The 23,936-nt window shown below is 43.9% G+C and carries 21 protein-coding genes, 1 tRNA gene and 1 pseudogene; 3 read left to right on the forward strand and 20 right to left on the reverse strand.

Annotated features, from left to right (window positions below):
* Nucleotides 1-284: 284 nt before the first annotated feature.
* The 3 genes from BJP34_RS25530 to psbZ all read right to left on the reverse strand — a co-directional run bounded on the left by BJP34_RS25530 (nt 285) and on the right by psbZ (nt 1,306).
* Nucleotides 285-356: transfer RNA gene (locus tag BJP34_RS25530), tRNA-Gly, on the reverse strand.
* A 112-nt stretch (nt 357-468) separates the two neighbouring features.
* The gene (gene ribH, locus BJP34_RS25535) at nt 469-1,056 is read right to left on the reverse strand and encodes a 6,7-dimethyl-8-ribityllumazine synthase (protein WP_070394765.1); all 588 of its coding nucleotides are present in this window, start codon (nt 1,054-1,056) and stop codon (nt 469-471) included.
* A 61-nt stretch (nt 1,057-1,117) separates the two neighbouring features.
* Complete coding sequence (gene psbZ / locus BJP34_RS25540; RefSeq protein ID WP_070394766.1) at nt 1,118-1,306, reverse strand: photosystem II reaction center protein PsbZ; 189 nt, start codon at nt 1,304-1,306, stop codon at nt 1,118-1,120.
* 400 nt (nt 1,307-1,706) lie between these two features.
* Between psbZ and BJP34_RS25545 the strand changes: the two genes are divergently transcribed.
* Both BJP34_RS25545 and BJP34_RS25550 read left to right on the forward strand, forming a co-directional pair.
* The gene (locus BJP34_RS25545) at nt 1,707-4,697 is read left to right on the forward strand and encodes a CBS domain-containing protein (protein ID WP_229424487.1); all 2,991 of its coding nucleotides are present in this window, start codon (nt 1,707-1,709) and stop codon (nt 4,695-4,697) included.
* Nucleotides 4,698-4,699: 2 nt separating this feature from the next.
* Nucleotides 4,700-5,857, forward strand: a complete 1,158-nt coding sequence (locus BJP34_RS25550; protein ID WP_070394767.1) for a histidinol-phosphate transaminase — start codon at nt 4,700-4,702, stop codon at nt 5,855-5,857.
* A gap of 149 nt (nt 5,858-6,006) precedes the next feature.
* Here the strand turns inward: BJP34_RS25550 and BJP34_RS25555 are convergent, their stop codons facing one another.
* The 16 genes and pseudogenes from BJP34_RS25555 to BJP34_RS44520 all read right to left on the reverse strand — a co-directional run bounded on the left by BJP34_RS25555 (nt 6,007) and on the right by BJP34_RS44520 (nt 20,789).
* Nucleotides 6,007-7,218 (reverse strand): site-2 protease family protein, encoded by a 1,212-nt coding sequence (locus tag BJP34_RS25555; RefSeq protein ID WP_070394768.1) that lies wholly within the window; start codon nt 7,216-7,218, stop codon nt 6,007-6,009.
* Between the two features lie 68 nt (nt 7,219-7,286).
* On the reverse strand, nt 7,287-7,658 hold the full coding sequence (locus BJP34_RS25560; protein WP_070394769.1) for a hypothetical protein: 372 nt from the start codon (nt 7,656-7,658) through the stop codon (nt 7,287-7,289).
* Between the two features lie 270 nt (nt 7,659-7,928).
* Nucleotides 7,929-8,678, reverse strand: coding sequence for a hypothetical protein (locus BJP34_RS25565; protein WP_070394770.1), 750 nt, complete (start codon nt 8,676-8,678; stop codon nt 7,929-7,931).
* Nucleotides 8,679-8,769: 91 nt separating this feature from the next.
* Entirely contained in the window at nt 8,770-9,552 is a 783-nt protein-coding gene (locus BJP34_RS25570) for a DUF3598 family protein (RefSeq protein ID WP_070394771.1), read from the reverse strand.
* Nucleotides 9,553-9,555: 3 nt separating this feature from the next.
* Entirely contained in the window at nt 9,556-10,626 is a 1,071-nt protein-coding gene (locus BJP34_RS25575) for a hypothetical protein (RefSeq protein WP_083305345.1), read from the reverse strand.
* Nucleotides 10,627-11,144: 518 nt separating this feature from the next.
* Complete coding sequence (locus BJP34_RS25580; RefSeq protein ID WP_070394772.1) at nt 11,145-11,894, reverse strand: glucose 1-dehydrogenase; 750 nt, start codon at nt 11,892-11,894, stop codon at nt 11,145-11,147.
* A 62-nt stretch (nt 11,895-11,956) separates the two neighbouring features.
* The gene (locus BJP34_RS25585; RefSeq protein WP_070394773.1) at nt 11,957-12,547 is read right to left on the reverse strand and encodes a TetR/AcrR family transcriptional regulator; all 591 of its coding nucleotides are present in this window, start codon (nt 12,545-12,547) and stop codon (nt 11,957-11,959) included.
* Between the two features lie 229 nt (nt 12,548-12,776).
* Nucleotides 12,777-13,070, reverse strand: coding sequence for a hypothetical protein (locus BJP34_RS40940; protein WP_149031182.1), 294 nt, complete (start codon nt 13,068-13,070; stop codon nt 12,777-12,779).
* A 169-nt stretch (nt 13,071-13,239) separates the two neighbouring features.
* Nucleotides 13,240-13,809, reverse strand: a pseudogene (locus BJP34_RS25590) (RNA-guided endonuclease InsQ/TnpB family protein); the annotation flags it as partial.
* 11 nt (nt 13,810-13,820) lie between these two features.
* Nucleotides 13,821-15,419, reverse strand: coding sequence for a group II intron reverse transcriptase/maturase (locus BJP34_RS25595; protein WP_229424022.1), 1,599 nt, complete (start codon nt 15,417-15,419; stop codon nt 13,821-13,823).
* Nucleotides 15,419-15,556: a hypothetical protein gene (locus BJP34_RS44515; RefSeq protein ID WP_158516907.1), complete on the reverse strand. Its 138-nt coding sequence runs from the start codon at nt 15,554-15,556 to the stop codon at nt 15,419-15,421. The genes BJP34_RS25595 and BJP34_RS44515 overlap by 1 nt, the downstream gene beginning before the upstream one ends.
* A gap of 257 nt (nt 15,557-15,813) precedes the next feature.
* Nucleotides 15,814-16,671 carry an RNA-guided endonuclease InsQ/TnpB family protein gene (locus BJP34_RS25600; RefSeq protein WP_229424023.1) on the reverse strand — a complete coding sequence of 286 codons (858 nt, stop codon included), beginning with the start codon at nt 16,669-16,671 and terminating at the stop codon, nt 15,814-15,816.
* Nucleotides 16,672-17,277: 606 nt separating this feature from the next.
* Nucleotides 17,278-18,165 carry a carbohydrate ABC transporter permease gene (locus BJP34_RS25605; protein ID WP_070394774.1) on the reverse strand — a complete coding sequence of 296 codons (888 nt, stop codon included), beginning with the start codon at nt 18,163-18,165 and terminating at the stop codon, nt 17,278-17,280.
* A gap of 283 nt (nt 18,166-18,448) precedes the next feature.
* Entirely contained in the window at nt 18,449-19,471 is a 1,023-nt protein-coding gene (locus BJP34_RS25610; RefSeq protein ID WP_070394775.1) for a carbohydrate ABC transporter permease, read from the reverse strand.
* A 38-nt stretch (nt 19,472-19,509) separates the two neighbouring features.
* A complete protein-coding gene (locus BJP34_RS25615) occupies nt 19,510-20,103 on the reverse strand; it encodes a hypothetical protein (RefSeq protein ID WP_070394776.1) in 594 nt (197 codons plus the stop codon).
* 548 nt (nt 20,104-20,651) lie between these two features.
* Nucleotides 20,652-20,789, reverse strand: a complete 138-nt coding sequence (locus BJP34_RS44520; RefSeq protein ID WP_158517475.1) for a hypothetical protein — start codon at nt 20,787-20,789, stop codon at nt 20,652-20,654.
* A gap of 200 nt (nt 20,790-20,989) precedes the next feature.
* Between BJP34_RS44520 and BJP34_RS49465 the strand changes: the two genes are divergently transcribed.
* Complete coding sequence (locus BJP34_RS49465; RefSeq protein ID WP_267876378.1) at nt 20,990-21,118, forward strand: hypothetical protein; 129 nt, start codon at nt 20,990-20,992, stop codon at nt 21,116-21,118.
* Nucleotides 21,119-21,430: 312 nt separating this feature from the next.
* On the opposite strand, the gene BJP34_RS25620 is transcribed toward BJP34_RS49465, so the two are convergent.
* Complete coding sequence (locus BJP34_RS25620; RefSeq protein WP_083305346.1) at nt 21,431-22,777, reverse strand: ABC transporter substrate-binding protein; 1,347 nt, start codon at nt 22,775-22,777, stop codon at nt 21,431-21,433.
* Between the last annotated feature and the right edge of the window lie 1,159 nt (nt 22,778-23,936).

A 23,936-nucleotide genomic window follows, 5' to 3' on the forward strand; every position in this document is an offset into this window, starting at 1 on the left:
TATTATATAAGCTTATTCTTTAAGGTTATTGATGGGAGCATGTCAATTTTGTTAATCCCTGATTTAGATCCCCCATTATCCCCCTTAATAAGGGGGACTTTTGAATCTAGTTCCCCCCTTTTTTAAGGGGGGCTAGGGGGGATCTATTTACCTAATTACAAAGGTGACATGCTCCCTTATTGATGGACACTGCTACGGTTTGCATCAAGTTGGATACTTGAGCTGAAGGCAGCATAACCAAGGTTCCCTTACTCTAGGTATGACAGGTTTATTGACTATTAGTAAGCGGGTAACGCGATTCGAACGCGCGACATTCACCTTGGCAAGGTGACGCTCTACCACTGAGCTATACCCGCACCTCAACTTATCTCTTTATAGTATGCCAGATAAGACAAAATTTGTCAACCCCTTCTACTGAGCTTTTAGATTCAAGAAAATTAGGAAAATTTCCCAAGATTAACTCATATCTTAGGAATCAGGTTCAGATTCTGAAGCAATTGTCCAATTTGTAGAGAATGGTAGAGTTTGTTGGCCCAAAGTTCCCTGCTCAGACTCTTCATAGCCTAATATTGAATTTTGACCTCGAAAACTTCGCATCAGGTTAGCCATTTCTATGGCATTCATGGCATAATCCCAACCTTTATTGCTCTTGATTCCCGCCCGTTCTAGAGCTTGCTGCATGGTATCTACAGTTAGAATACCAAAAATAACAGGTACCCCGGTTTGAAAACCTGTGGCAGCAATGCCCTTGGCTACTTCAGCAGCGACATAATCAAAATGGGGAGTTTGACCCCGAATCACTGATCCCAAGCAAATCACTGCATCATAACGACCGCTAAGAGCAGCTTGGCGAGCCATCAATGAAATTTCAAAGCTACCCGGTACCCAAATATAGTCAACTTGAGTACCTTGGGGATTGGGATCAATGCCATGGCGTTTTAAGCAATCTTTACACCCGTCTAAGAGTTTACCTGTCACTAGGTCATTAAAGCGACCAATGATAATCGCAAACCTCAGGGAGGTAGATGATGTTAAATTTCCCTCGAAAACTGCCATGACTATCGCTGTAAAGGTTGGTTAAATTAATAATTTGGGTCTAACTGACGGAGATTATAACCTAAACCACCAAAAAGTTGAGGGCACCGACTAGAAGCACTAAAAGCACCCAGACCCCTGAACCAAGCCAAAGCAAGCGTTTTGATTGCTCCCAGTTCTGAGGTGTGGCATAAGCTACTGGTACACCGACTACCAATACAAATGACAATAGGACTAGGGCAGTGAGTAATAGTTGGAATATAATAGTCATTTTCTGTGCTGATACCTTGACGCTAAACTTCTGTATTTTGATGCAGTCGCTCATCGGTGGAACCCCCAAGGCGGCGCTGCATCCCTAAAACTTGTTTAAAACAGGCTAATGCCTAGCTAAGCACTATAGATTTTACCAGATGGTTTTACCCTTTCTGCCAAAATTTGTTGCAATCAATCCCCTTTGAACTTTCCGATGCAGGTGATGAGTTTGGGGCGGGGGTGCGGGGAGTGTGAGGAGAGGGGATAAAGGGTTCAAAAAGTCTAAAATATTAATAGGTCAATAGTATAAATGACGTAAATAGGTAAATAGCGAGAGATGGGCAGATGGGCAGATAGGCAGATGGGCAGATGAAATTGATGTTTAGCTGTAATGGGCGAGATAGGGGACGCTAATGACTATGGATCTGATTTTGTGTCATACCACTGCTGACTTTGATGCCCTAGGAGCAGCTGTAGGACTGACTCGCCTCAAGCCAGGAGCAAAAGCTGTACTAACTGGGGGGACTGATCCGGCTGTAAGAGATTTTTTGGCACTGCATCGGGATGAGTATGCCCTGATCGAGCGCCGCTCTGTACAATTGGCTCAGATTAATTCCGTAATTATCGTAGATACTCAAAAACGCGATCGCTTAGGGAAAGCCGCTGAGTGGTTAGACTTACCACAGTTAAACGCCATTGAAATTTACGACCATCATCCCGTACCCCAAACTGATATCCCGGCTACCTATACACAGATTGAACCTGTGGGAGCAACCACCACGTTAATTGTGGAGCAACTACAGCAATCCCAAATCGAGTTAACTACTGCTGAAGCCACGGTGATGGCATTGGGAATCCATCTCGATACAGGTTCCCTGACCTTTGACCAGACCACACCAAGAGATGGGGCTGCTTTGACCTGGTTAATGGAGCAAGGAGCTAATCTGCGTCAGATAGCTCAGTATGTTGATCCAGGGCTATCTCCTCAATTGGAAAAATTATTTAGGCAATCTCTAGACCTTTTGCAGCGACAAACCCACTTGGGTTACACCATTTCTTGGGTATTCCTAAACACTCCTGGGCATGTGCCTGGCTTATCGAGTTTGGCATCACGCTTACTAGAAGTAACTGAAAGCGATGCCCTGCTTTTGGGGGCTGAGTATAAACGAAAGTCAAAAGTAGAAACCCCACAACCGGCAGATTTACCAATTGCAAGGTTTCAGGTTGAAGGTTATTCACCGTTTCCGGTTGGCGGTTTAACGGTTGAAGGTTCTGAAAATTATTATAACCGGCAAAATTCAAAAAGACAACCTAAGAGCCAAAATAACCTTGAAACTCAAACTCAGACTAACGTTCAACCTTCTAACCTTGGCCAAAAGGCCACGCTACGCGAAGGACCTTTACCCCAAACTAAGGTCACTATAATTGGGCGGACCAGAATTGAGGGGACGGATTTGAACCAGTTGTTGCAACCCCTAGGAGGAGGTGGACATTCCCAAGCCGCTGCTGTTACCTTACGAGACTGTGATGCCCAGAAAATCCTAGAGCAGCTGGTCAACCAACTAAAAGACCAAATGCCCCAACCTCTGACGGCTCGGGATTTAATGTCGTCCCCCGTGCGCACCATTCGCCCCAATACCAAGATTAACGAAGCCCAGAGAATTTTGTTGCGCTATGGTCATTCGGGGCTTTCAGTAGTAGACCAACAAGACCAGCTGGTAGGAATTATCTCCCGACGAGACCTCGATTTAGCCTTGCACCACGGTTTTGGCCATGCCCCAGTCAAGGGCTACATGACGAAGGATGTTAAGACCATTACTCCGGAAACCTCGATGGCAGACATTCAGTCCTTGATGGTGACTTACGATATTGGGCGTTTACCCGTTCTAGAGGATGGGCAACTAATGGGGATTGTGACCCGGACTGATGTATTGCGGCAACTGTTTCAGGAAGAGTTGAATGAAAAGCCGTTGAAGGTGGACGGGTCAACCCTGAAACCGGCCAACCTGAAACCGGCTAACATAAAACCTCTGTTGGCTTCGAGCCTGTGGGAACTTCTGACCATAGCTGCCGAGAAAGCTCAGGAGCGGGGTTGGCATCTCTACCTAGTTGGGGGAGCTGTCAGAGACTTGTTACTAGCGGATGGGAAAAAAACACTACTCCTAAATGATATAGACTTGGTCGTAGATGGCTTTCACCGCTCAGCGGATGCGATCGCAGGAGTAACCCTGGCCAAGGAACTCCGGAAAATTTACCGTAACGTGCGCTTGGAAGTACATGGGTCTTTTCAAACCGCCGCCTTGCTATGGCATAATGACCCAACATTGGGCTCCCTTTGTGTAGATATTGCTACTGCTCGTACCGAGTTCTATCCTTATCCCGCCGCTAATCCTGAAGTCGAAGCTAGTTCCATTCGTCAAGACCTTTACCGCCGAGATTTTACCATCAACGCCATGGCAGCAAGGCTAACAAAGGTTAATCCCCAATCTCAATTGCCCCTGTTGGACTTCTTTGGGGGTATGTTAGATTTGCGATCGCATAAAATTCGAGTCCTACACGCCAATAGCTTTATTGAAGACCCAACCCGAATCTATCGAGCGGTAAGGTTTGCCGTGCGATTGGGATTTGAAATTGAACCCCAAACCAAGGAGTATATCCACTATGCCATTGAAAGTGGGGTATATCAGCGCACCCTAGCCGAAAACACCAAAGTACCAGCACTCCAAACCCGACTCAAAGCAGAACTTAACTATATGTTGCAAGCCCCCTACTGGCAACCAGCATTGCAGTTATTGTCCTCATTGGGAGCGTTGCAGTGTCTTCATCCTACCCTAACCCTAGATAAACCATTATGGTGGCGAGTGCGTTTGCTTGGGCGCTGGCTACAGAGATTTGACCCCGAGCAAACCTTAAGGCACTGGCAGATGCGTTTGGAAGTATTAATTGCTGATCTAGCACCAGACGAACGGGTTAAGGTAGCCAAGAATTTACAGTTGCCCGTAGACAGTGTTGAGCGTCTTCAAAAACTTGAGGGATGGCAAGCCGATTTCCTAGAATCTCTACCAACATGCCAGCTCAACAGTCAAATCGTCCACATGTTGCGCCAGTATAAATTACCTACCTTAGTATTGATTGGGGTGTATAGTCCTAGAGCGATCCGACGTAACATTTGGCAGTATCTCACCACTTGGAGGCATGTCAAACCTGCACTGGATGGCAATGATCTCAGAAAGTTAGGCTATAAGCCAGGAGCACACTATCGGGAAATTCTGGATGCACTCTTAGACGCCACCCTAGACAGGGTGATTCAGGATCAGGCTGAGGCTAAAGCATTTCTGGGAATACACTATCCACCTCTTGAGCAAGAATACGGTAAAAGGTATAAAGGCAAACCGACAACAGATAACTGATAATGCTAGAATTCATCCGGTCAGATCTATCCAAATTAACCGCCTACACACCTCATCCTGGGGGCGAGGAAGGGAAAACACCAGAATCAACGGTTCCCCTAGATCGCCTCGATACCAATGAATGCCCCTTTGACTTACCAGCAGAGTTAAAGGAAAAATTGGCTTGGAGCTATCAACAGCTGATTGAAGCTAATCGATATCCCGATGGTGGACATGGGAAACTCAAAAATGCGATCGCAGAATACGTTAACGAATCTGCTGCCCTAGAAAAGGTAGTAACACCACACCAGATTTCCGTAGGCAACGGTTCCGATGAACTAATTCGTTCTATCTTAATTGCCACCTGCTTAGGAGGAGAAGGCTCGATCCTGATCGCTAATCCCACCTTCTCCATGTATTCGATACTGGCACAGACCTTAGGAATACCAGTAGTGAGTGTAGGGCGTCGGGAAGAAAACTTTGAAATCAAGCTCGACGATGCCCAAGCAGCCATTGAACAGACCGTAACAGAAACCTCGACCCAACGACCACCAATACGAGTAGTATTTGTGGTTCATCCTAACTCTCCCACCGCCAACCCCTTGACTCCCCAGGAATTAGAGTGGTTGCGTGGTCTACCAGAGAATATTTTAGTGGTTATTGATGAAGCCTACTTTGAATTCAGCCAAGCATCAGTAGTCTCAGAATTAGCCGAGCATCCCAACTGGGTAATATTGAGGACATTTTCCAAAGCATTTCGTTTAGCTACTCACCGTGTTGGTTATAGCATCGCTCACCCAGAACTAATTGCTGCTCTCGAAAAAATTCGCTTACCCTACAACTTACCCAGCTTTTCCCAAGCTGCTGCCATACTCGCTCTCAATCACAGACAAACTCTGCTAGCATCAATTCCCGAGATTATCGCCGAGCGAGATAAGTTACTAAAAGCCCTATCACAACATCCAGCCTTACAGGTTTGGCCAAGTGCTTCCAACTTCATCTACCTGCGTCTAGCACAATCGGGCAACGAGTCTCCTAGCAAAGACCTGAATCAGGTAACTCAGGCCATGAAAGATCAAGGCACCCTAATACGTCATACTGGAGGAGGATTGCGGATCACCGTGGGCTCTCCTGAGGAGAATACTCGTACATTGCAACGATTACAAGCAGTTATCGCCTAATTTACTTATACCCTAATTTACTTATACCAAGTTGCGGTCAAACGTACAACTTTCTCTTCCGCCAATCTCTGTATCTCCCTATCTCCCTATCTCCCTATCTCCCTATCTCCCTATCCAACCAATCTACTCTCTTTGAATGCAACTCGGTATCAGGTGTTTGTTAGCGAACGGAGGGTTTTAGCAATTTCTACCAGCTGAAACCCAGGAGGATAAACCCCCTCAGCTTTGATGCGCTCGATAGCAGCCGGTGGGATAGCCAAATTTAGCTTTCTAGCAACAGCTCTAACTATATCACCCCGGTCAATGACACCTGCCACAGTTCCTGCAGGAGAAAGTACGCTCAGACGCTTAATATTAAGCTCCTCTAAGCTGCTAATCACCTCCACCAAAGGTGTTTTCTCCTCCACTTTGGGAATTTCTGATAAAGGGCGCAGTATAGTTTCCAAGGTCTCAGTGTCCCAACGACTACGCTCGACAAAATTTAAATCCTCAATTTTCACTAGCCCACGATAGCGTCCATTAGCTGCAGCGTAGTAGGGCATTGGGTTTTGCCTATCGGTTAAGATATACTCATCCGCAAAAGAACGTAACGTCTGGTTGGCTTCCACCACCCGAAAGTCACGGGTCATGGCATTAGATGCCATCAGCTTAAGTAAGACTTCTTGCAAGGTGGTTAGCTGGTCATAGGCACTGGCATTGCGAAAAATAAACCAGCCAATCAGAGTTGGCCAAATGAATGCCAAGGTACCCGTCAGCAGAGTCATTCCTAATCCCAGGGATAGGGCTACAAGCCCAAACCCCTTACCCGTTCTGGCAGCCCAACGGACACCTGTAAAGAGATCCCCAGTTAGTTTCCAGACTGCTGCTTTCAACACTTGTCCACCATCTAAAGGTAGACCAGGAATTAGGTTAAATAATGCCAAGACTAGGTTGATTCTAGCTATCTCATTGGCGATGGTATATCCCCAAGCCGAGGTGGGTAATGTCAGAGTTAGGACATAAAACAGACCAAAGAGGATGAAACTCACTAATGGGCCTGCGATCGCTACTTGAAAGGCTTCTGCTGGAGTCTTCGATTCTCGGTCAATGGACGCAATCCCGCCGAATATAAATAGGGTAATCGAATTAACTTTGATACCTTGGGAGAGGGCAGCTAGACTGTGACCTAATTCATGTAAGAGTACAGAACTAAATAACAACAGTGCCATCGCCAATCCAGCTACCCAAGCCAAAATCGACCCTAGGCTAGAGTCGAACTCTCGCGCATTAACCATCGTTACCAATAGCAAGATGAAAAACCACGATGGGTCTAAAAACAGTGGGATTCCGAATAGAGAGCCAACTCGCCAACCTGATAGCATCACATTTTCCTTATCTGAGACGTTCCATACCTCCACATACCAGGATAAAGTAACTCCTCTGTTCTCGGTTATGGCACTGCCACAGGTACCCGCTCACTCAGACGACTGTTTAGGTCTGCAAGTAGGTCATTGCCACTACGACGAGCTTCCCAAGGACCGGTGTTATATTGATCGATTATCCACTGCCCATTGATAAAATCTTCTGACTCAGCCAAGGTACCAATATACTGGATTGGAGTCGATGAGCTGGTGAGGTATCGCTTAGTAAATTGGATACGCCGTCCGATTACCTCACCACTTAGCTGGGCTTCTCCTAAGTAGCCGTCGTCCAAACTATTGCCAGTGATTGTATTCTTGCTTTGAACCAGAGTTGCTTCAAACCGGGTGGGTACTCCCCCTTGCCAGTAAGTTCCGAGCCAAGTGCCAGTTAAGTCTGCCATGAACACCAAGTTTTTGTGAGGAGTTAACTCACTATTATACTATAATTTTGGTATATGTAGCAAATTTATATCGGTGGTGAGATTAAGAATACACCGAAGGAGGCTCTATAAACTAGAGGGGTAGGAGTTAGGTAAGGTCGCTAGGTAGCACAACCCTCGTGAAACTTATAACTGTTGATCGGATGTGGCTGAAAGCCCTACTTGCCTCCAGACAAGTGACTCCTTAGCTACGGAAAAACCAAACGTTTTAGTATCCTTAATTAATCTAGATTAACTTTTTTTGTTGCTAATATCTGCTGCTTCATTAAACGTATAATTATCCCAAACATTTTTCCCATCAGCTCCAGATTTCTGAAAGACATAGGGGCGGTGAGGAATTGATTGAAAATAGTCTTTATCAAACCAATAACCTTTTTCTTTAGCTTCTTGAATTTGGATAGCACCAGTATTTTCATCTATTACAATTAAGTGTCCAGTGAGTCCATAAATTACTTTTCCTGGAAAAATATTACGACGAGAAACTGTATGATATGGCGGTTTCATAATCCCACGATAAAATTGATCCCGTTCCTGAGGGGGAATACCTGCCATTGCGTCTTTTAATGCTCTTTCTGTAGAATCAGTTCGATATAAATCAGCTAATTTCATCGGATCTGTTTCCGCTTCATGATGATTCCTTTTTTGATTTTCTAAGACAATCTCCCAAGGCACAAATATGGGTTCTATTTCACAAATATGGTTTTGTAATTGTTTGAGAATTTCCGCTTCATTATTGACAAGGGAATCATTGAGCAGCTTTAACATTATTAAAACAATCCGGTCTCCTTTATTAATTGTCTCACTGTTTTTGATTTTATCAAAAATTTTCTGTATTCTTTCTTGGCTAGCCGAAGGAATATTTTGTTTTAACCCATCCCAATCAACATTACTATCCAAGGAAAGATACTGTTCTTCCAGCATAGTTGCTGTTTTCATCCAAATATCATATCTGGGATCGACAAACTTATTATTTAAATTCATTAACTCAATAAACCTCTTTTATTTCGTAAAAAATATCCAGTATTATGCCTAAATGATGCTAAATCATTAGGGATAAAACTCTATCTATACTTTAAAGGTGCAATAGTTCGAGCGTCAAGCCAGAAAAGGCTCCATAATTATCATAGTTAACCCTAAGTTGTTGCAGTTGGGAATCTGTCACTAGCCAATTAGCAACAATTGTAAAGTTCTTGCCAATATTCACTTGCTTAGGACAACTCAGAGAAATGCCATCAGGAAAAAAGAACATGTTATTTCCTGCCAAGGGCCAGTGTAGTTGAGTGGATATTGGGTCAGAAACCTTTAAATCTGGGGTCATGGTAACAGACGTTCCTTGCCAGTTACCACTTAGATTTCTCTCAGGTAAGAGATTGATTTCCGTTGACCAATAGTTACTGGGAAAACCTGCTGCATCTTCACGGATACTTACTGCCCTCATCAAACTGCCATTACTCTCATAAATAATCGCAACACTATGTCTTATATTTTCATGTTTGAAGAACAATTCAGCCGGTTGAAACACCGAACCTGGTTCTAACTGTTTAGCTGACCATGTAGCTGCACCTTGTTCAAAGAAAAATGATCTCATTGACGGCAATGCTGGGTGAATAATTCCATCAGGTAACACCTTATCCTGTTTATTAGACTGCCATTTTTTTTCTTCTATCCTACCGTCAGCGTATATAGAACGATTAGTCTGATAAATTTCTGTTTGTTCTGGATTGCTGCGGAAGCTTCTCAGACTTTGAAATGATTCTATTATCTCTCCTTCAGGAGAATACCTTGTCCAAATACCATGCCAATCCCGCAAATGGTTGGCCGTGAAATTTTTCCAGTTTTGCTCTTTTAATTCCATTTTTTATCCCTCCACTAAAGTCCAAAAATAGCCATCAGGCGCAATAAACGAGAAACTCCTCTCTCCAAACTCGTTCTCATATACCTGGGTTACCTCAGTTGCTGCACTACTACTAACGCGCTGGTGGTATAAATCTATCTCCTGCACTGTAATAGTGTACAAAGAAACCCCTAAGCAACCTGGACGGGAGTGGCTATGCTTGTTGGGCAGATCTGACCCTTCAATCCGCATAATGTGCAAGCGCCCAGAACGCACCTGGGATAAATCCGTAGCTGAGGCACCAGGCGGTATGAAGTCAGTCGTGAACAGATGCTCTCCATTTTCTGGACCCTTTAGTTCGAGGATATGTCGGGAAGCTTCACCGTATTGGCTTTCTCTACTATTTACCCCACAAACCAAACCCATTACCTGTTCGTAAAAGTCCAACTGCTCTTTACCACCTGTTACCACCATTCCTAGGTGAACGAACTCTGAGGCTTTGAAATGAGACTCTGGGTTAACAATTCCAGACAAGGGCATAGTGTAATCATGGCGTTCAAAAATGACTTGCCGTGTCAGAGGCTGGATCAGAACCATTTCATGTACACAAGGATTGGCTTGCACAAAAGGCTGGAATGGATCGGGACGATAAATCAAATTTCTCTGGGGTGGAACATAATATACAGGTAAGCCAGCAGCGATCGCATCTTCGGCATGATTAGCAACATTAAACACATCCAAAGACAGCATCGCTCCCCAGCGGCTACCCAGCACCTTCAAGGGACTCAACCCTAATCCTTCATTGAGCGGCTCCTCCCAAACCATCAAGCGGAGCAAACCCCTGTCTTTAAGTTGATTGTGTAGACGATGCGATCGCAAACTGGAATTGACGCCATATAACTGATTAGCTTCCGTTGCACTGAGAGTACCAGATTGCCCTACACTAAAGCCAAACTGTTGCCAATACTCGATCAGAGTTGCTTCATCCTCTGCTGTTACACCGATGGCGAGTTCGTATAAACCACTAATGGATGGAGCGTCTTCTTTTGCCGTTACTAATGATTCATTAGCCATGTTATTTTGAGGATTTTCCATCTTTTTCTAGGTTATTTGATGAAAGTCAAAGGGCGAAAAGTGAGAAAAATTCCCCTCCTTGAGCTAAGATACATAGTTATAGTGGCGGATTCCGCTAATAATTGGCCAGGGTAAATCTATGAAATTTTTCTTGACAAATTCTCTTTTGTCTGCATTTTAGCTCATAGGGCGAGCTCCGCAAGCGTACGCTCAATCCCACCCACAGAAATCCGTTGCGCACTCCACCCTGTTAATGCGATCGCGAAGCCGCTCCAAAAGAGGATTGCATCCACAAGTTTACTTTCAATCACACTCACCGCAAATCCGTTGCGCACTCCACACTGTTTCAAATTCTCCAAGACCGATAATGTCGGTTTAAAATCAGCTGATGTTACAGTTATAGCGCTGTTTGCAGCGCTATACTAAAGTTGGAATGAATCAATAGAGGGCGTTCGTGAAGCGGCTCCATTCGCGTAGCGTCGCCCAAAGGCCAAGGAGCATCGCACTAACGCGCTTTCGCTGTAGACCGCCCCAAACTATTAAACGTTCATGTAGCCACCGTCTACGACTAGGTCAACTGCCGTCACATAAGAAGACTCGTTGCTAGCCAGAAAAACGACCGCTTGGGCAATTTCCTCCGGTTTTCCTTCTCGATGGAGCGGCGCAGCTTCCTTGACAGCTTCGATAAACCCTTCAAACGCGCCATCCGGCAGGCCGAGTTTGCTCTCAAAGTTTGTGCGAACGATACCGGGGCTGACAGCATTGACGCGAATTTGGCGGGGAGCCAGTTCAGCAGCTAGGGAACGAGCAAAAGAGCGAACAGCAGCTTTGGTAGCAAAGTAAAGGCTGCCCATCGGCACTCCTTTTTCATTTACCGCTGAGGCATTCAAAATAATGCTGGCTCCTTCATTCAACAAGCCCACTAATTTCTGAACTGTGAAAAAGACTCCTTTGACATTGATGTCGAATTGGTTGTCATAGAAGGCTTCATCCACCTGTTCGATCGGAGCAAAGTAACCAATTCCAGCATTGGCAAATAGGATATCGAGCTTGCCAAAGGTGGCTTCTACTTGGGCAGCTAGATGATCTAGATCTGTAAGCGATCGCACATCAGCTTTAACAGGGATAGCATTTTCCCCCAAAGCATCTGCTGCTGCATTGAGTCGCGTTTCATTTTGTCCGGTAATAATCACCCGTGCCCCTTGGGCAATAAACTGCTTTGCGGTTTCAAAACCAATTCCGGTAGAGCCACCAGTGATTACTGCAGTCTTGTTAGCTAAGCGTGTCATAGTAATACCTCAAATCAAATATCAAAACATTGACCATTCGGTCTAAGTTAAGCCAAAAAAAATTAGTTACCCTTCAGAACGCACAATGCCGCTTGCACCGTCCCCTCTAGTGTGGTATCGTCATTCATAACCCGACCCAGCAAGGCCATACCCTGTGTTGTACACAACAGTAAACGAGCCAGATTCCGAGGATTTACGGTTGAATTCACTTCCCCCGCAACTTGGGCACGGGTAAGGGTAGCACAGAAGATGTCTTCTACCTGCCGCAGATACCCCCGCATGACTTTGGCCACTGCTTCATCCTCTGTATTGAAATCAGCAATATTGGTGCCGAGCATACAGCCACAGCTACCTGGTTGGCTGTGCATCTCCTGCAATTCCAGAAGCAATTGGGTCAGGTTTCCCAAAGGCGAGCCATCCGCAGATAAGCGATCGCGCATGTCCCGAATCGTTGTCTGAGCATAGTGCTCTAACGCTTTGAGGAATAGCGATTGCTTGTTACCAAAGGTGTCATACAAGCTTTTTTTGCCAATCCCCATAGTTTTCAGCAACTCCGATAGGCTGGCAGCTTCATAGCCATGGGCCCAAAACACTTCCATAGCCTTGGTTAAGGCGACTTCAGGATCGAATTGCTTTTGGGGACCACGAGTCATTGGAAACCTGCTTGATTGATGACCATGAATTAAGACTAACACAACCTAAACCGATTGGTCAAGGATTTTTTTCAAATTTAGGCAGGGAGCAGGGAATCGGGAATCGGGAGTCGGGAATCGGGAGTCGGGAATCGGGCAGAAGTCGTTTTGGATTCTTGTTTATGCAAGCCTTTTTATTCGTATTGACAAATTAAGATTAACATGGTAAAAGCAGTTATAAATCCTGAGGCTACAAATAATTTAACCACCAATACTTATGGTGACTTTTGAAATTAGCAAACCGATGACATATAGGATAAAGAATTATAATTATAATTATCCATATGAGATAAACATGGGGGAGACTATAACCATAATTTACTGGCATAGAACTTTTATTTAAGTAAGGTAGAATCACGGCTGTAATACCATACTTAGGTAGCGATAACACAATGGCAGCAAAATGGATTACCCAAAGGTGAATAATATAAAATAATAAGCGATGCAGCGCGGTCTTGGGGGTTTCCCCCATGAGCGACTGCATCAAGACAAGGAACTCTTCCAAACCTGATCAATGGCTTAAGAAATCGAAATCTTTTAATTTCAAATCCATAAAGGATTAACAATGCTAGACCAATAGTGATTAATAAGTACAGTAATGAAGGCGGATATTTATGGCAATCAAGAATGGTCTAATGCCATCAAAACCATAACTAACCCACTTGACACTCCCCGGTCATTAGACGCGGGGATTCTTCACTCATCGACTCAGCTTGCTGAACCTGACCGGAATCAAGAACAGTAGAGGCCAAATCTCCTGAAGCGTTCGGATCAATGATCCAAGTTCCGACGTGCCCCGTCGTACTTATGGCTCGATTTCGGATATTGATGGCGGCGTTATGATCTCTGTCAAGTTCACACCCACATTCACAGATATGAGTCCTAGTGGATAGGGATTTCTTGACGACTTCACCGCATTCAGAGCAGTTTTGACTGGTATAAGCAGGATTTACTGCAACAGTTATCTTGCCAAATTTAGTTCCAAAGTGCTCTAACCATTTCCTGAATTGATACCAACCTGCGTCATTAATAGACTTGGCGAGACAGTGATTTTTTACTAGATTCTTAACTCTTAAATCTTGCCTTCGGCACGCTTCGCGAACGTAGGCGACCAGATCGTTAGACCGGATTACGCAACGTGCAAGTCTCTTTGCATGTTCTTCACGTTGCCTACTTATTTTAAGATGCTGTCTACCTAGTCTATTAATCGCTTTGTTACGGTCGATGCCCGGTATTATCCGGGGCACCTCCGCTCCAGAACCGTGCGTGAAAGTTTCCCCTCACACGGCTCCTGGGTAAACTCGGTCTTTGACCGGCCTTTTGGCTTGCTCCAGTGTATCTGTTGGTGGCAGCTCTGGTGAACTGCTGATAAGTTCTTCGTTTTCCAGTTGTCGTGGTTTCCATCGACGTGATGAAGGTGTACAGACTCGTCTTCTAAGAACTTCAATCCACAGTGTCCACAGGAATGGTTTTGCCTTTTCAGTGCTTTGGAAGTAGCATCGGAGTAGAGTCTAGAGTTTCTCTTGCTCCAGTAGACTAAGTCACCGTCGTAAGGTGACTTAGTCCCTTTTACGTTTACGTGTTGGTTTTGTTTGTAACCTACTTTTGGGAATGCCTTTTTACATAGTTCGTTGGCCTGGTACCGATTTACTTTCTTTTCCTTTCGGAATTTTCGGTTTGCGGTCCGGTTCATGAACCATAGGCTATCCCTTGGGCTGCTCATGTCACAGCTGTTGTGGTGGTTACGCCATCCGCGAACGGTGGGTGCTAATTTCTGTGCTTTTATTTTGGCACCATAATTCGAGTTGTTGACTATGTTTTTAATCTTCTGACGGATTGCTCTGTGATTATCCTCTGAGGGAACGCATGAGAACTTTCCGTCTTTTCTGACGCGGAATCTCCACCCCAGGAAGTTAAATCCATCTGTCGCCCGTGTTAGTTTGGTCTTTTCTTCACTTATTTCCATCCCTCGGTCAGTCAAGAATTTCTTGACTTTTTCCAGTATTGTTGCTGCGTTATCTTTTGGTTTCAGTATAAACACCATATCGTCTGCGTATCGCAGGCTTGTGTGAATATCTTCTATGCCATTTAGAGCCACATTTGCTAATAGGGGGCTTACCACACCGCCTTGGGGTGTTCCTTGCTCTGGGAATTCCGGATTGATGCCCGCTTTTAAGCACCTGAAAATCCCCTGTTTTAGGCACGCGGGGGCTAGCAATCTATCCATTATTGAGCTGTGTGAGATGCGGTCAAAGCATTTCTTAATGTCTAGTTCTATGATTCTTTTATTGATTCCGTTAACGTTTGATTTCAAATGATTGAATAGACGTTTTTGGATATCCTGGGCACATCTGCCCGTTCTAAATCCATAGCTATCTGCACTGAATGTAGCTTCGTGGGCTGGTTCTAATGCAAATTTTGCTAGACATTGCCATGCTCGGTCGGCTAAGGTTGGTATCTTCAACATCCGAGTTTTCCCGTTCTTTTTACGGATTGGTTTTTCTCGTAGTCCGTCATGTTTCCAGTCGTGGCCGTGACGGTTCAATGTTTCAACCAGTTCCATGCGTTCCCTGAAATTGAGTTTTGACTTTCCGTCAATTCCAGCTGTTCTTTTACCCTTGTTTAGTTGTGTGACTTGACGTACAGCTAGGAGCTGTGCAGCACGGGATTTCAATATCAGTTTTTGTAAAGACCTAGCTTTCTTGAGGTCTCCAGCTCGAACCGCTTTGTACACTCTCTTCTGTAGGCGGAATAGGTTTTGTCGGAGTTTCTTCCACTTCTGACCTTTCCAATGTTCACTATGGTTGCCCATGTGTCTAACAATGCTCTCCATTAGTTTGTGTATTCTGAATACCCGTGGGCAGTTGTTAGCCCACATCCTACCCGGCAGTAGGGATTAGGAGTGACATCTCTTACCGTAGGTTCGACCCGCCTACAGACCTGTATTGCTGCCGTTTTTACTTGTTCCATCTGTTAGATTGTTATGACGATTTAGGGCAGTCCAATTTGCCTATTCCTTCCTCGGAGATTACGGTTATCCGCAAGAGAATACCGTGAGGATTAAGGAATCAAGTCTCGCATGTACTAGTCAGATTGCGGCTTTCCAATTAGACACTTTTTCAGGACTTTTACTACTGTTACCCATGTCGTCTCCCTGTTAGCGGCAGTGTGGCACATCTGATTTACCTCTGATTCCGCCCTGTTGCCAGCTTCACTCTGCTAGGATGTCACCTGCTCGGTGTGGCCAGATAAGGAGTCACATATCTCTTAATGGGGTGGGTTTTCACCACCATCCAACAGACAGTTAGAATTTTTGGGATTTTAACCCCGCGATTCCCTGAGTTATACCCCTCCTTTCTCAGGAGGCTCCTACTCAGAACAAGCCGCACCCTGCGATTGGACGAGCCTTTCTTTTTCCGATAAACTCGGCGTTGATAAAACTTTAAACGTTTTTCCCCTTTCCTGTAGAATCGGGGATTGGGTTCAGAATGACCATTAGAGTCTGTGTAGAACTCTTTAAGTCCTACATCTAATCCAATCATTTCACCTGTGTGTTCTGTTTCCTCTTTTACGTTAACTGCAACGCAAAATTGAACATAGTACCCATCAGCTCGTTTGACTATCCGAACCCGATTTATTTGCTTCTTATCAAAACGCCACAAGTCCCAGGTGCCCTTGAGTTTGAGTTTTCCAATCCCCTTCTTGTCCGTGAATGTTATAGATTTATTGTCAGGGGAAAGTTTCCAGCCTGACTTCTTATATTCGACAGAACGAGCACGTTTTTGGAATTTTGGGAAACCCTTTTTATCTCGGACTTTTTTCTTACAATTATCGTAAAAGCGAACAATCGATGACCATGCCCTTTCAGACGCAGCCTGACGGGCAGTAGAGTTCAATTCATTAGCAAAGGGGAACTCCTTGGCCAGGATTTTGGAATACCGGCTAAGGTCACTTTTCCCTGTTCCTTTATTGTCTAGCCACAAACGAATGCAGCTATTCCGGATAAACTTGACAGTCCGAATTGCTTCATCTATAGCTGAATATTGAGACTCTTTGCCTTTGGCTTTGAACTCTAAGATGATCATTGACCTTGACCTTGACCTTCAGTCACGCTACGGGAACGGTCACACTACGGGAACGGTCACGCTACGGGAAGGAATTTCGACCTCATTCGATATGTATTTATATTAACAATTTAGTATAAAAGTGTCAAGTATTAATTAATATTTTTTTCACGGCGACTCAAGTCGCTACGGGCTTTCATCCCGGAGACGAAACCTTAGAATAGTGGAGCCTTATTACAAAAACCTTCAAACTTTTACTCATAACCTGCCGACTATAAAGGCTCCACTATTCTTGCGGTAAATTCTAACCCGGTTTAAAAACACGGGGCTTTCAGCCTTAGGAGTTCCGTAATAAATCGATGGAGACCAAACGCTTAGTTATGGGTTGGGCTTTTGTGTTAGGAGTAGAATCATCTAAAGTCATGCTTTGCTAGTTTTTCAGGTGTGCCGTAGCATCTTATGAAGCTAAACTTGAGCATTAAAAAATATATCATGAAACCCAATGCTGATTTATAAGAACACCAAAAAAATATCGGTTCTCTTTCCTAGTTTTATCTATTGCCTATTCCCTATTCCCTAAAACCCAGAGATGTGTACCTCATGAGTATAATAATTTTTAGAAGATTCTCAACCCTTAACCGAACCAGCTAAAATCCCCCGCACAAAGTACCGCTGTAGAACAAAAAACACAATCAGTGGTACAATCATGGTGACAAATGCACCAGAGGTAAGAAGATGCCACTGCTGCCCACGATAACCTACTATATTTGTTAATCGGATCGTTAGTGGGGCAACGTCTGGTGTAACTCCGAGATAGACTAAAGCAACTAGCAAGTCATTCCATACCCAGAGAAATTGAAACACGGCAAATGATGCGATCGCAGGCATGGATAGAGGTACAATCACCTGGGTAACGATGGTCAGATGAGAGGCACCATCCACTGCGGCTGCTTCGATTAACTCCTGAGGCAAACTAGCAATATAATTACGCAATAAATAAATTCCTAAGGGCAAACCATAGCCTGTGTGGGCTAACCAAATACCTAATAATGTACCGGAAAGTCCTAGATATCCGTAGACTCGCAATACCGGAATCAGAGTCATCTGTAACGGGACTACCAGCAAGCCAACTACTACCATAAACAGGACTTGGCGACCAGGAAATTTCATCCAAGCAAACCCGTAGGCAGCAACAGTAGCGATCGCAATCGGAATGACTGTAGCGGGAATTGAGATAACCAGACTATTGAGAAATGCCTGTCCCATCCCTTCGGAGGTAATCACATCAATATAGTTACCTAGGTGGTATTGGGTGAAATTGAAGGGGTGTTGGAAGACTGACCACCAACCGCTTTTGAGCACATCATCTCGGTAACGTAGGGAACTAATGAACAAGCCAACAGTAGGTAGAGTCCAGATCAAAGAGATGATAATCAGGGTCAGATGAATCGGGATTTTCCAGAAGAATTGCTGTAGGTGTTGGGATTTTGCTACAAAGAGCGGTTTTGGTGCCATAGCTGGGTTAAAGTCATGTCTGGAATTAGTCTATTTTTTTACAAGATAAGCGCTTTGTGCAACCAATCCCACAACAGCAGTCGTTAAACAAGTGGGCAAAACAACTGGGCAAAACAACTGGGCAAGATGCGTTCGCGAAGCGGCTCCAAAGGAGCATCGCATCTCCCCAAGCCTGATATAATTTCAACCATAGCTATAACAGTTGCTTAACTCGGTAACGGCATCAGACTCGAATGGTAACTTGAGTAAGAATAGCAGCCATGACCCTATTCAGTTTTTACCATCAACGGCTGTTCTCCTGCTCTCGAAACCGACGGATATTGCTAATCATAACCGGAATAATAACTAGTAATAAAATAACTGCGATCGCACTACCTCGTCCAAAGTTCCGATAATTGAACATTTCCTTAATCATACGAGACGCAATCACTTCCGTATTTTGATTACCACCGGTCATCACCCAGACAATATCAAAGACTTTCAGCACCGCTATTACTACAGTAGTCACAACCACAGCAATAGTCCCTCGTATCATCGGAATAGTAATTTTCCAGAAGATTTGCCACTCACTAGCTCCATCTATCCGTGCAGCTTCGATAATATCTTTGGGGATACCTTTGATGGCAGCAGAGAGCAAAATCAAGCAAAACCCTGTCTGCAACCAAATCATAATCACAATCAGAGCATAATTATTAATAGAGCGCTCCACTAACCAACCTACAGGCTCAAATCCTAAACTGGTAATAATGCCATTGAGTAAGCCAATTTGTTCTGAGCCAGCTGGACGAAAAGCATAGATAAATCGCCAAATCACGCTAGCCCCCACAAAGGAAATTGCCATTGGCATAAAGATTATAGACTTGGCTACGGTTTCATAGCGTACCCGATCCACCAGCACCGCAATAATTAAACCCAATGCTACACTAAACCCTGTTACCAATACCAACCAAAGCACATTGTTACGAAAAGCGATTAGCATAGTAGGGTTGGTAAAGGCAAAGATGTAATTGTCCAGTCCCACAAAATTTTGCGATCGCTTATCCAAGAAGCTGATATATATAGTATTGAGGGTCGGCAGAATCAGGTAAGCGGTTAGTAATGCTAAAGCAGGGGCTAAGTATACCCAAGCCACAAAATGCGTTCGCGTAGCGTGACCGTTCGCGTAGCGTGGCCTTTTGGCCAAGGTCAATCGCGTTTTATTGGGTAGCTGATTTACCAAGCCATTTATGCCATATAATAAAGCTATCACCCCACCACAGCCTATGACAACGGCGAGAATGAAAGTAACTATTTTGAGCAATACCATCCTTTATTGCCTCATCACTTAATCACCTGATCACCTGATCACTTTATCACCTCATATATATCTCTCACCGAATCCCGTTTATTGCCATGCTCTAAGTTATAAAATTTATAATTTTTCTGCCACCGTTCCAGTTCATAGATAGATATTGATTTAGCGATAAGGTCAGTGCTCCTTGCACGATCAACTACTTGTGGATCCGTTGTCAATACTCCACAATTAATTTGGTTAGTTGATAGCTTCCAATAATCCCTAAATTGCTCTTTCCAATCAATGACTTGAGCCACTACCTTATTTCTATGCTTATTTCTTCTAGTTCTTTCGTGCTTTCCTGTCGCTTCAGTATCAATATATTTGGTTTCAATTAAAAATAAACCGTTGTCTTGACTAAGATAAACAAAATCAACTTTTCCTAAATTTGTATAGTCTTGGATTAAGGCTTTTTCAAACAACAGGAGCTTACTACAGTTTGGAAATAATGACTTGATCTTGAAAAATAGATATGCCTGTAAGAGAAGTTCTTTATCATAGGGGAAACCAATAACCCCTACAAAAAAACGTCTGATATCTTCTTCACTTTGTGGCTGTTCACGTTTACAATAGGAAACAAATTTATCAATCTGACTAGTATCCATAGCTTATTTATTCTTTAAACTTTAGTTTGACCTAAAGGTAGAATCCTAAATTTACGGTGTTGCTCAATTGTGGAAGACCCAAAGGTAATCGATAATCGGTAATCGGTAAGTGATCCAACTATACTTGAGTATCCAAACCCTATTCAGCAACGCCAAATTTATAGTAGTTACTGACATCCTACTATATCTTGCCTGCTTACACTCCAAGGGATTGCCGTTACAGCGGAACGAAGCGCAATTGATAATATTTACTCAGAGATTTAATCGTAATTAATAGCTAAACCGCGCTATTTTAACTTTGGCTAAATGGCGACTAATAACTTAAAATAATATACCAGGACTTTTGACGATATGATGATTAGTAAAATTGATTTGATATCAGTGTCTTATAGTTAAAGAGGGAGCAGGTCAAATTTGCTGAAACATTAGTACTATTTTCCAGTAGAGCAAGCTTAAACCCATGAGGGGGCTATAGATAATGTACAAATATTCATCCAGGACTAGCTCCCCTTCAGACCTATTACCTATTATAGGCACTGAAGTATAGTTTAGGACATAGTATTTTGGTTTAAAGGGAGCAGGGAGCAGGGAGCAGGGAGCAGGGAGCAGGGAGCAGGGAGCAGGGAAAATAAATATGTCCTAAGCTTTGCTTCGACTGCTATACCTATTACCTGACGGGGTGACAAACAGCCTTAAAAGCTTTACGGGGTGACCGGGTGTGGGGTGATGGGTGTAGGGGAAGATCAAAAGCTGGCTAAGTTGCGACGGGACGGTTAAATCAGGTATATGACCGATTGTTATTGCACCGGCTCACTCCAAATTCCCTGTCAGCCATGCTTTGCGCGAGTGGTTTGAAGTTACCGTAAGATAGGGTCGCCTTGTCTTGATGCAGTCGCTCATGGGGGAAACCACGCCAGTTGCTCATGGGGGAGACCCCCAAGACCGCACTGGCTCCCCAAGACCGCGCTGCATCGCTATTCAAAAGTATTTAACCCTTTTCTGCATAACCTGCTAACTATAAAGGCGACCCTATCTAAGGTTTCGTCTCCGGGGGAAACCCGCAGTTCCGAAGCTGCATCGCTTCTATTTTCCCCACCCCCCACACCCTAAACCCCATACCCTGTCTAGTTTAATGCCTTGTTGTCACCCCGTCAGACCTATTACCCATTACCTATTACCTATTACCTTAGTACTAATGTTGCTGCATAAGTGACATGCTCCCGTTAAAGATTTCCCAGGCAATTCTCATAAAGTAACATTAATAGGCCATTTTAAATAGTTTTTTGACAATCACTAATCCCTAATTCCTAATAGTTAATCTGAATAGTTAATCTGGCCAACTCTCCTCAATAGTTTTCAGAACTGTATCCACATCTGTCCCACCAATATAATCAACAATGCCACTCCAAAATGTCCCGGTACCCACCGCTCCTGGCATCATATCCGAACCATCGAAGCGCACCATATCGGCATTGGCTAAGATTTCCGCTTGACGTTTAACAATGTCATTGGGGTAAGCATCCAAACTAACCTGTTTATGGGGTGAGACATAATCTCCCTGACTTGCCCAGATAGTATGGGCTTGGGCAGTTGATAAATACTCCATCAACTTCCGTGCTTCTGGAGTATCCTTAAACATAGCAGTCACAATACCAGACACTAACACTGGCACTCCCAATTCCTGTTTAATACCCGGTAACGGAAAGATACTCACATTCTTATCTAGCGCTACATCTTTAGGTAAGAAGCTAGTAATAAAGGTAGCTTGGCGATGCAGATAGCAACCTGGGGGGTTATCAAATAACGGTGCAGTTGCGTCACCAAAGGGAGTGCTAATAATACCAACAGTACCACCAAACACATACTTACGATTAAGGGCAATGTTGCCAAACTGCTCAAAAGCATTCTTAACCGCTGGGTGATTAAAGGGAATGTTGTGATCAACCCACTGGTCATACACTTCCCCACCAACCGTGCGCAACATAATATCCTCAATCCAGTCGGTACCAACCCATCCTGTAGCCGCACCGCTTTCTATTCCGATGCACCAAGGGACACCGCCATCTGCCACAATCTGATCGGACAGTGCCATCATTTCATTCCAGGTGGTAGGGATTTTGTAACCAGCTGCCTTAAACGCAGCTCGATTGTACCAAACTAAGCTTTTGACCGCTGCCCTAATCCACACCCCGTATACTTTACTATCGACAGTTGCCAAATCTAGCCAGTTTTGAGAATAAGCAGCAGATAACTGAGATTTGTCCATGAAGGTATCTAGAGGTACCAGTTGACCTTCCCTAGCAAAGTCAGCCATCAAACCCGGTTGAGGGAACATGGCAAGATCGGGAGCATTTCCAGATGCCACCAACACAGGTAGGAGGGTGGCGAAATCACTACTGGCTTCATACACCACCTTGATACCCGTTTCTTTGGTGAAGGGTTCTAGTATTTGTTGGATTATTTGCTCCCCTTCCCCTGTCATTACTCCCAGGATAGTAACCGTATTGCTTTTAGTTTCTCCACCTTTGGGGGCACAGGCGACTAAAACTAACGATAAACCTAGAAATACAGGGGTAAATACCGTGCTAGGAGCAGGTTTAGTCCTAAATTTAGCAAAAAATTGTCCTATCTGCTCGATAAAACCTATCGTAATCCAGAATTTGGGTCTGAACATCTTTCAATTATGAGCCTTAGCAAATAATGACAGTCATACTGTGAGTATAATTCCGTTCCAAGATAACCCCACTCAATGACTTGAGCAACAACTTAGGCAGGGGAAGCTTGATAACTCAGAATACACAGATGAAAGACTCTATGTTTGAAAGGCAGGCTTAATCAACGCAAGCCTTCAGCCTACTAGGTGGTGCGTTACGGGGCTTGCCCTCATTTTCAACACTGGCGCTCGGTGTTGAAAATGAGGGCAAGCCCGCCCAAAAGCCACCCTAAGCACCCTAAGCAACTAAGCCCATCCTATGGTTGCCAACTATCAGCCATTCATAATGCTGGCAACAGAACCAACCCCACAAAAGGGCATCATGGCGACATCACCTACAAAAAAAAGCTTAAGCTGAATGCTGAATGCTGTTCGCCCAGCGTGCCCGTAGCGCATATGCTGTTCGCCCAGCGTGCCCGTAGCGCATATGCTTACCAATAAACAGTGACCTAGAGAAATTACTGATTTTAGCCTCTATCTATTTGTTAGAACTTTATACTAACTTCACCTAACTAGGATTGGAGTTCGACGTAAACTGGAAAATTTTTAAATTTTATCCCTATTACTAGGCTTGATTTATAGGGTTTATAAATGAAATGTAAACCTAGGATGTATTTTTTTAGTGGACAATAAAACTCTGGAGCTGTTTCCCCTATTGCGTTTTGCCTTTTGTATTTTGCATCTTCCCTAAGGTAGTCTGTTCACAACTCAAATAAAAACGCTATCTGATGTTAATGTGTTTGAATTGCTAATCAAACTCTTAAATAAACCTTCATCGTTAATACTTAAAAAAAATAACTTAATTTATTTATCTAAAATTTATTGATATTACTGATTATTGTCCGGATTTACGTTTTTGTTTTTTTAGCATATAGACCGTAAAAAATAAACACAAAAAAAACAAAAATATACACAGATCAACCTTGAACGTAAACGGATATATTTCATGATTAATTTAATATTAGGGATTTTAACTAGGGAAAATTTATGGTTTGTCACCTAAATCCCCTAGGAAATTAAGTGCCTTTGACTAGTTATCGCATGGGGTTATAGCTACGATTCATGGCAACTGGCGATCAGCCATTAAACATGAACCAACAAGAATCAGGAACTTCCCTGA

It is taken from the genome of Moorena producens PAL-8-15-08-1, from assembly GCF_001767235.1.
GTDB classification, from domain to species: Bacteria; Cyanobacteriota; Cyanobacteriia; order Cyanobacteriales; family Coleofasciculaceae; genus Moorena; species Moorena producens_A.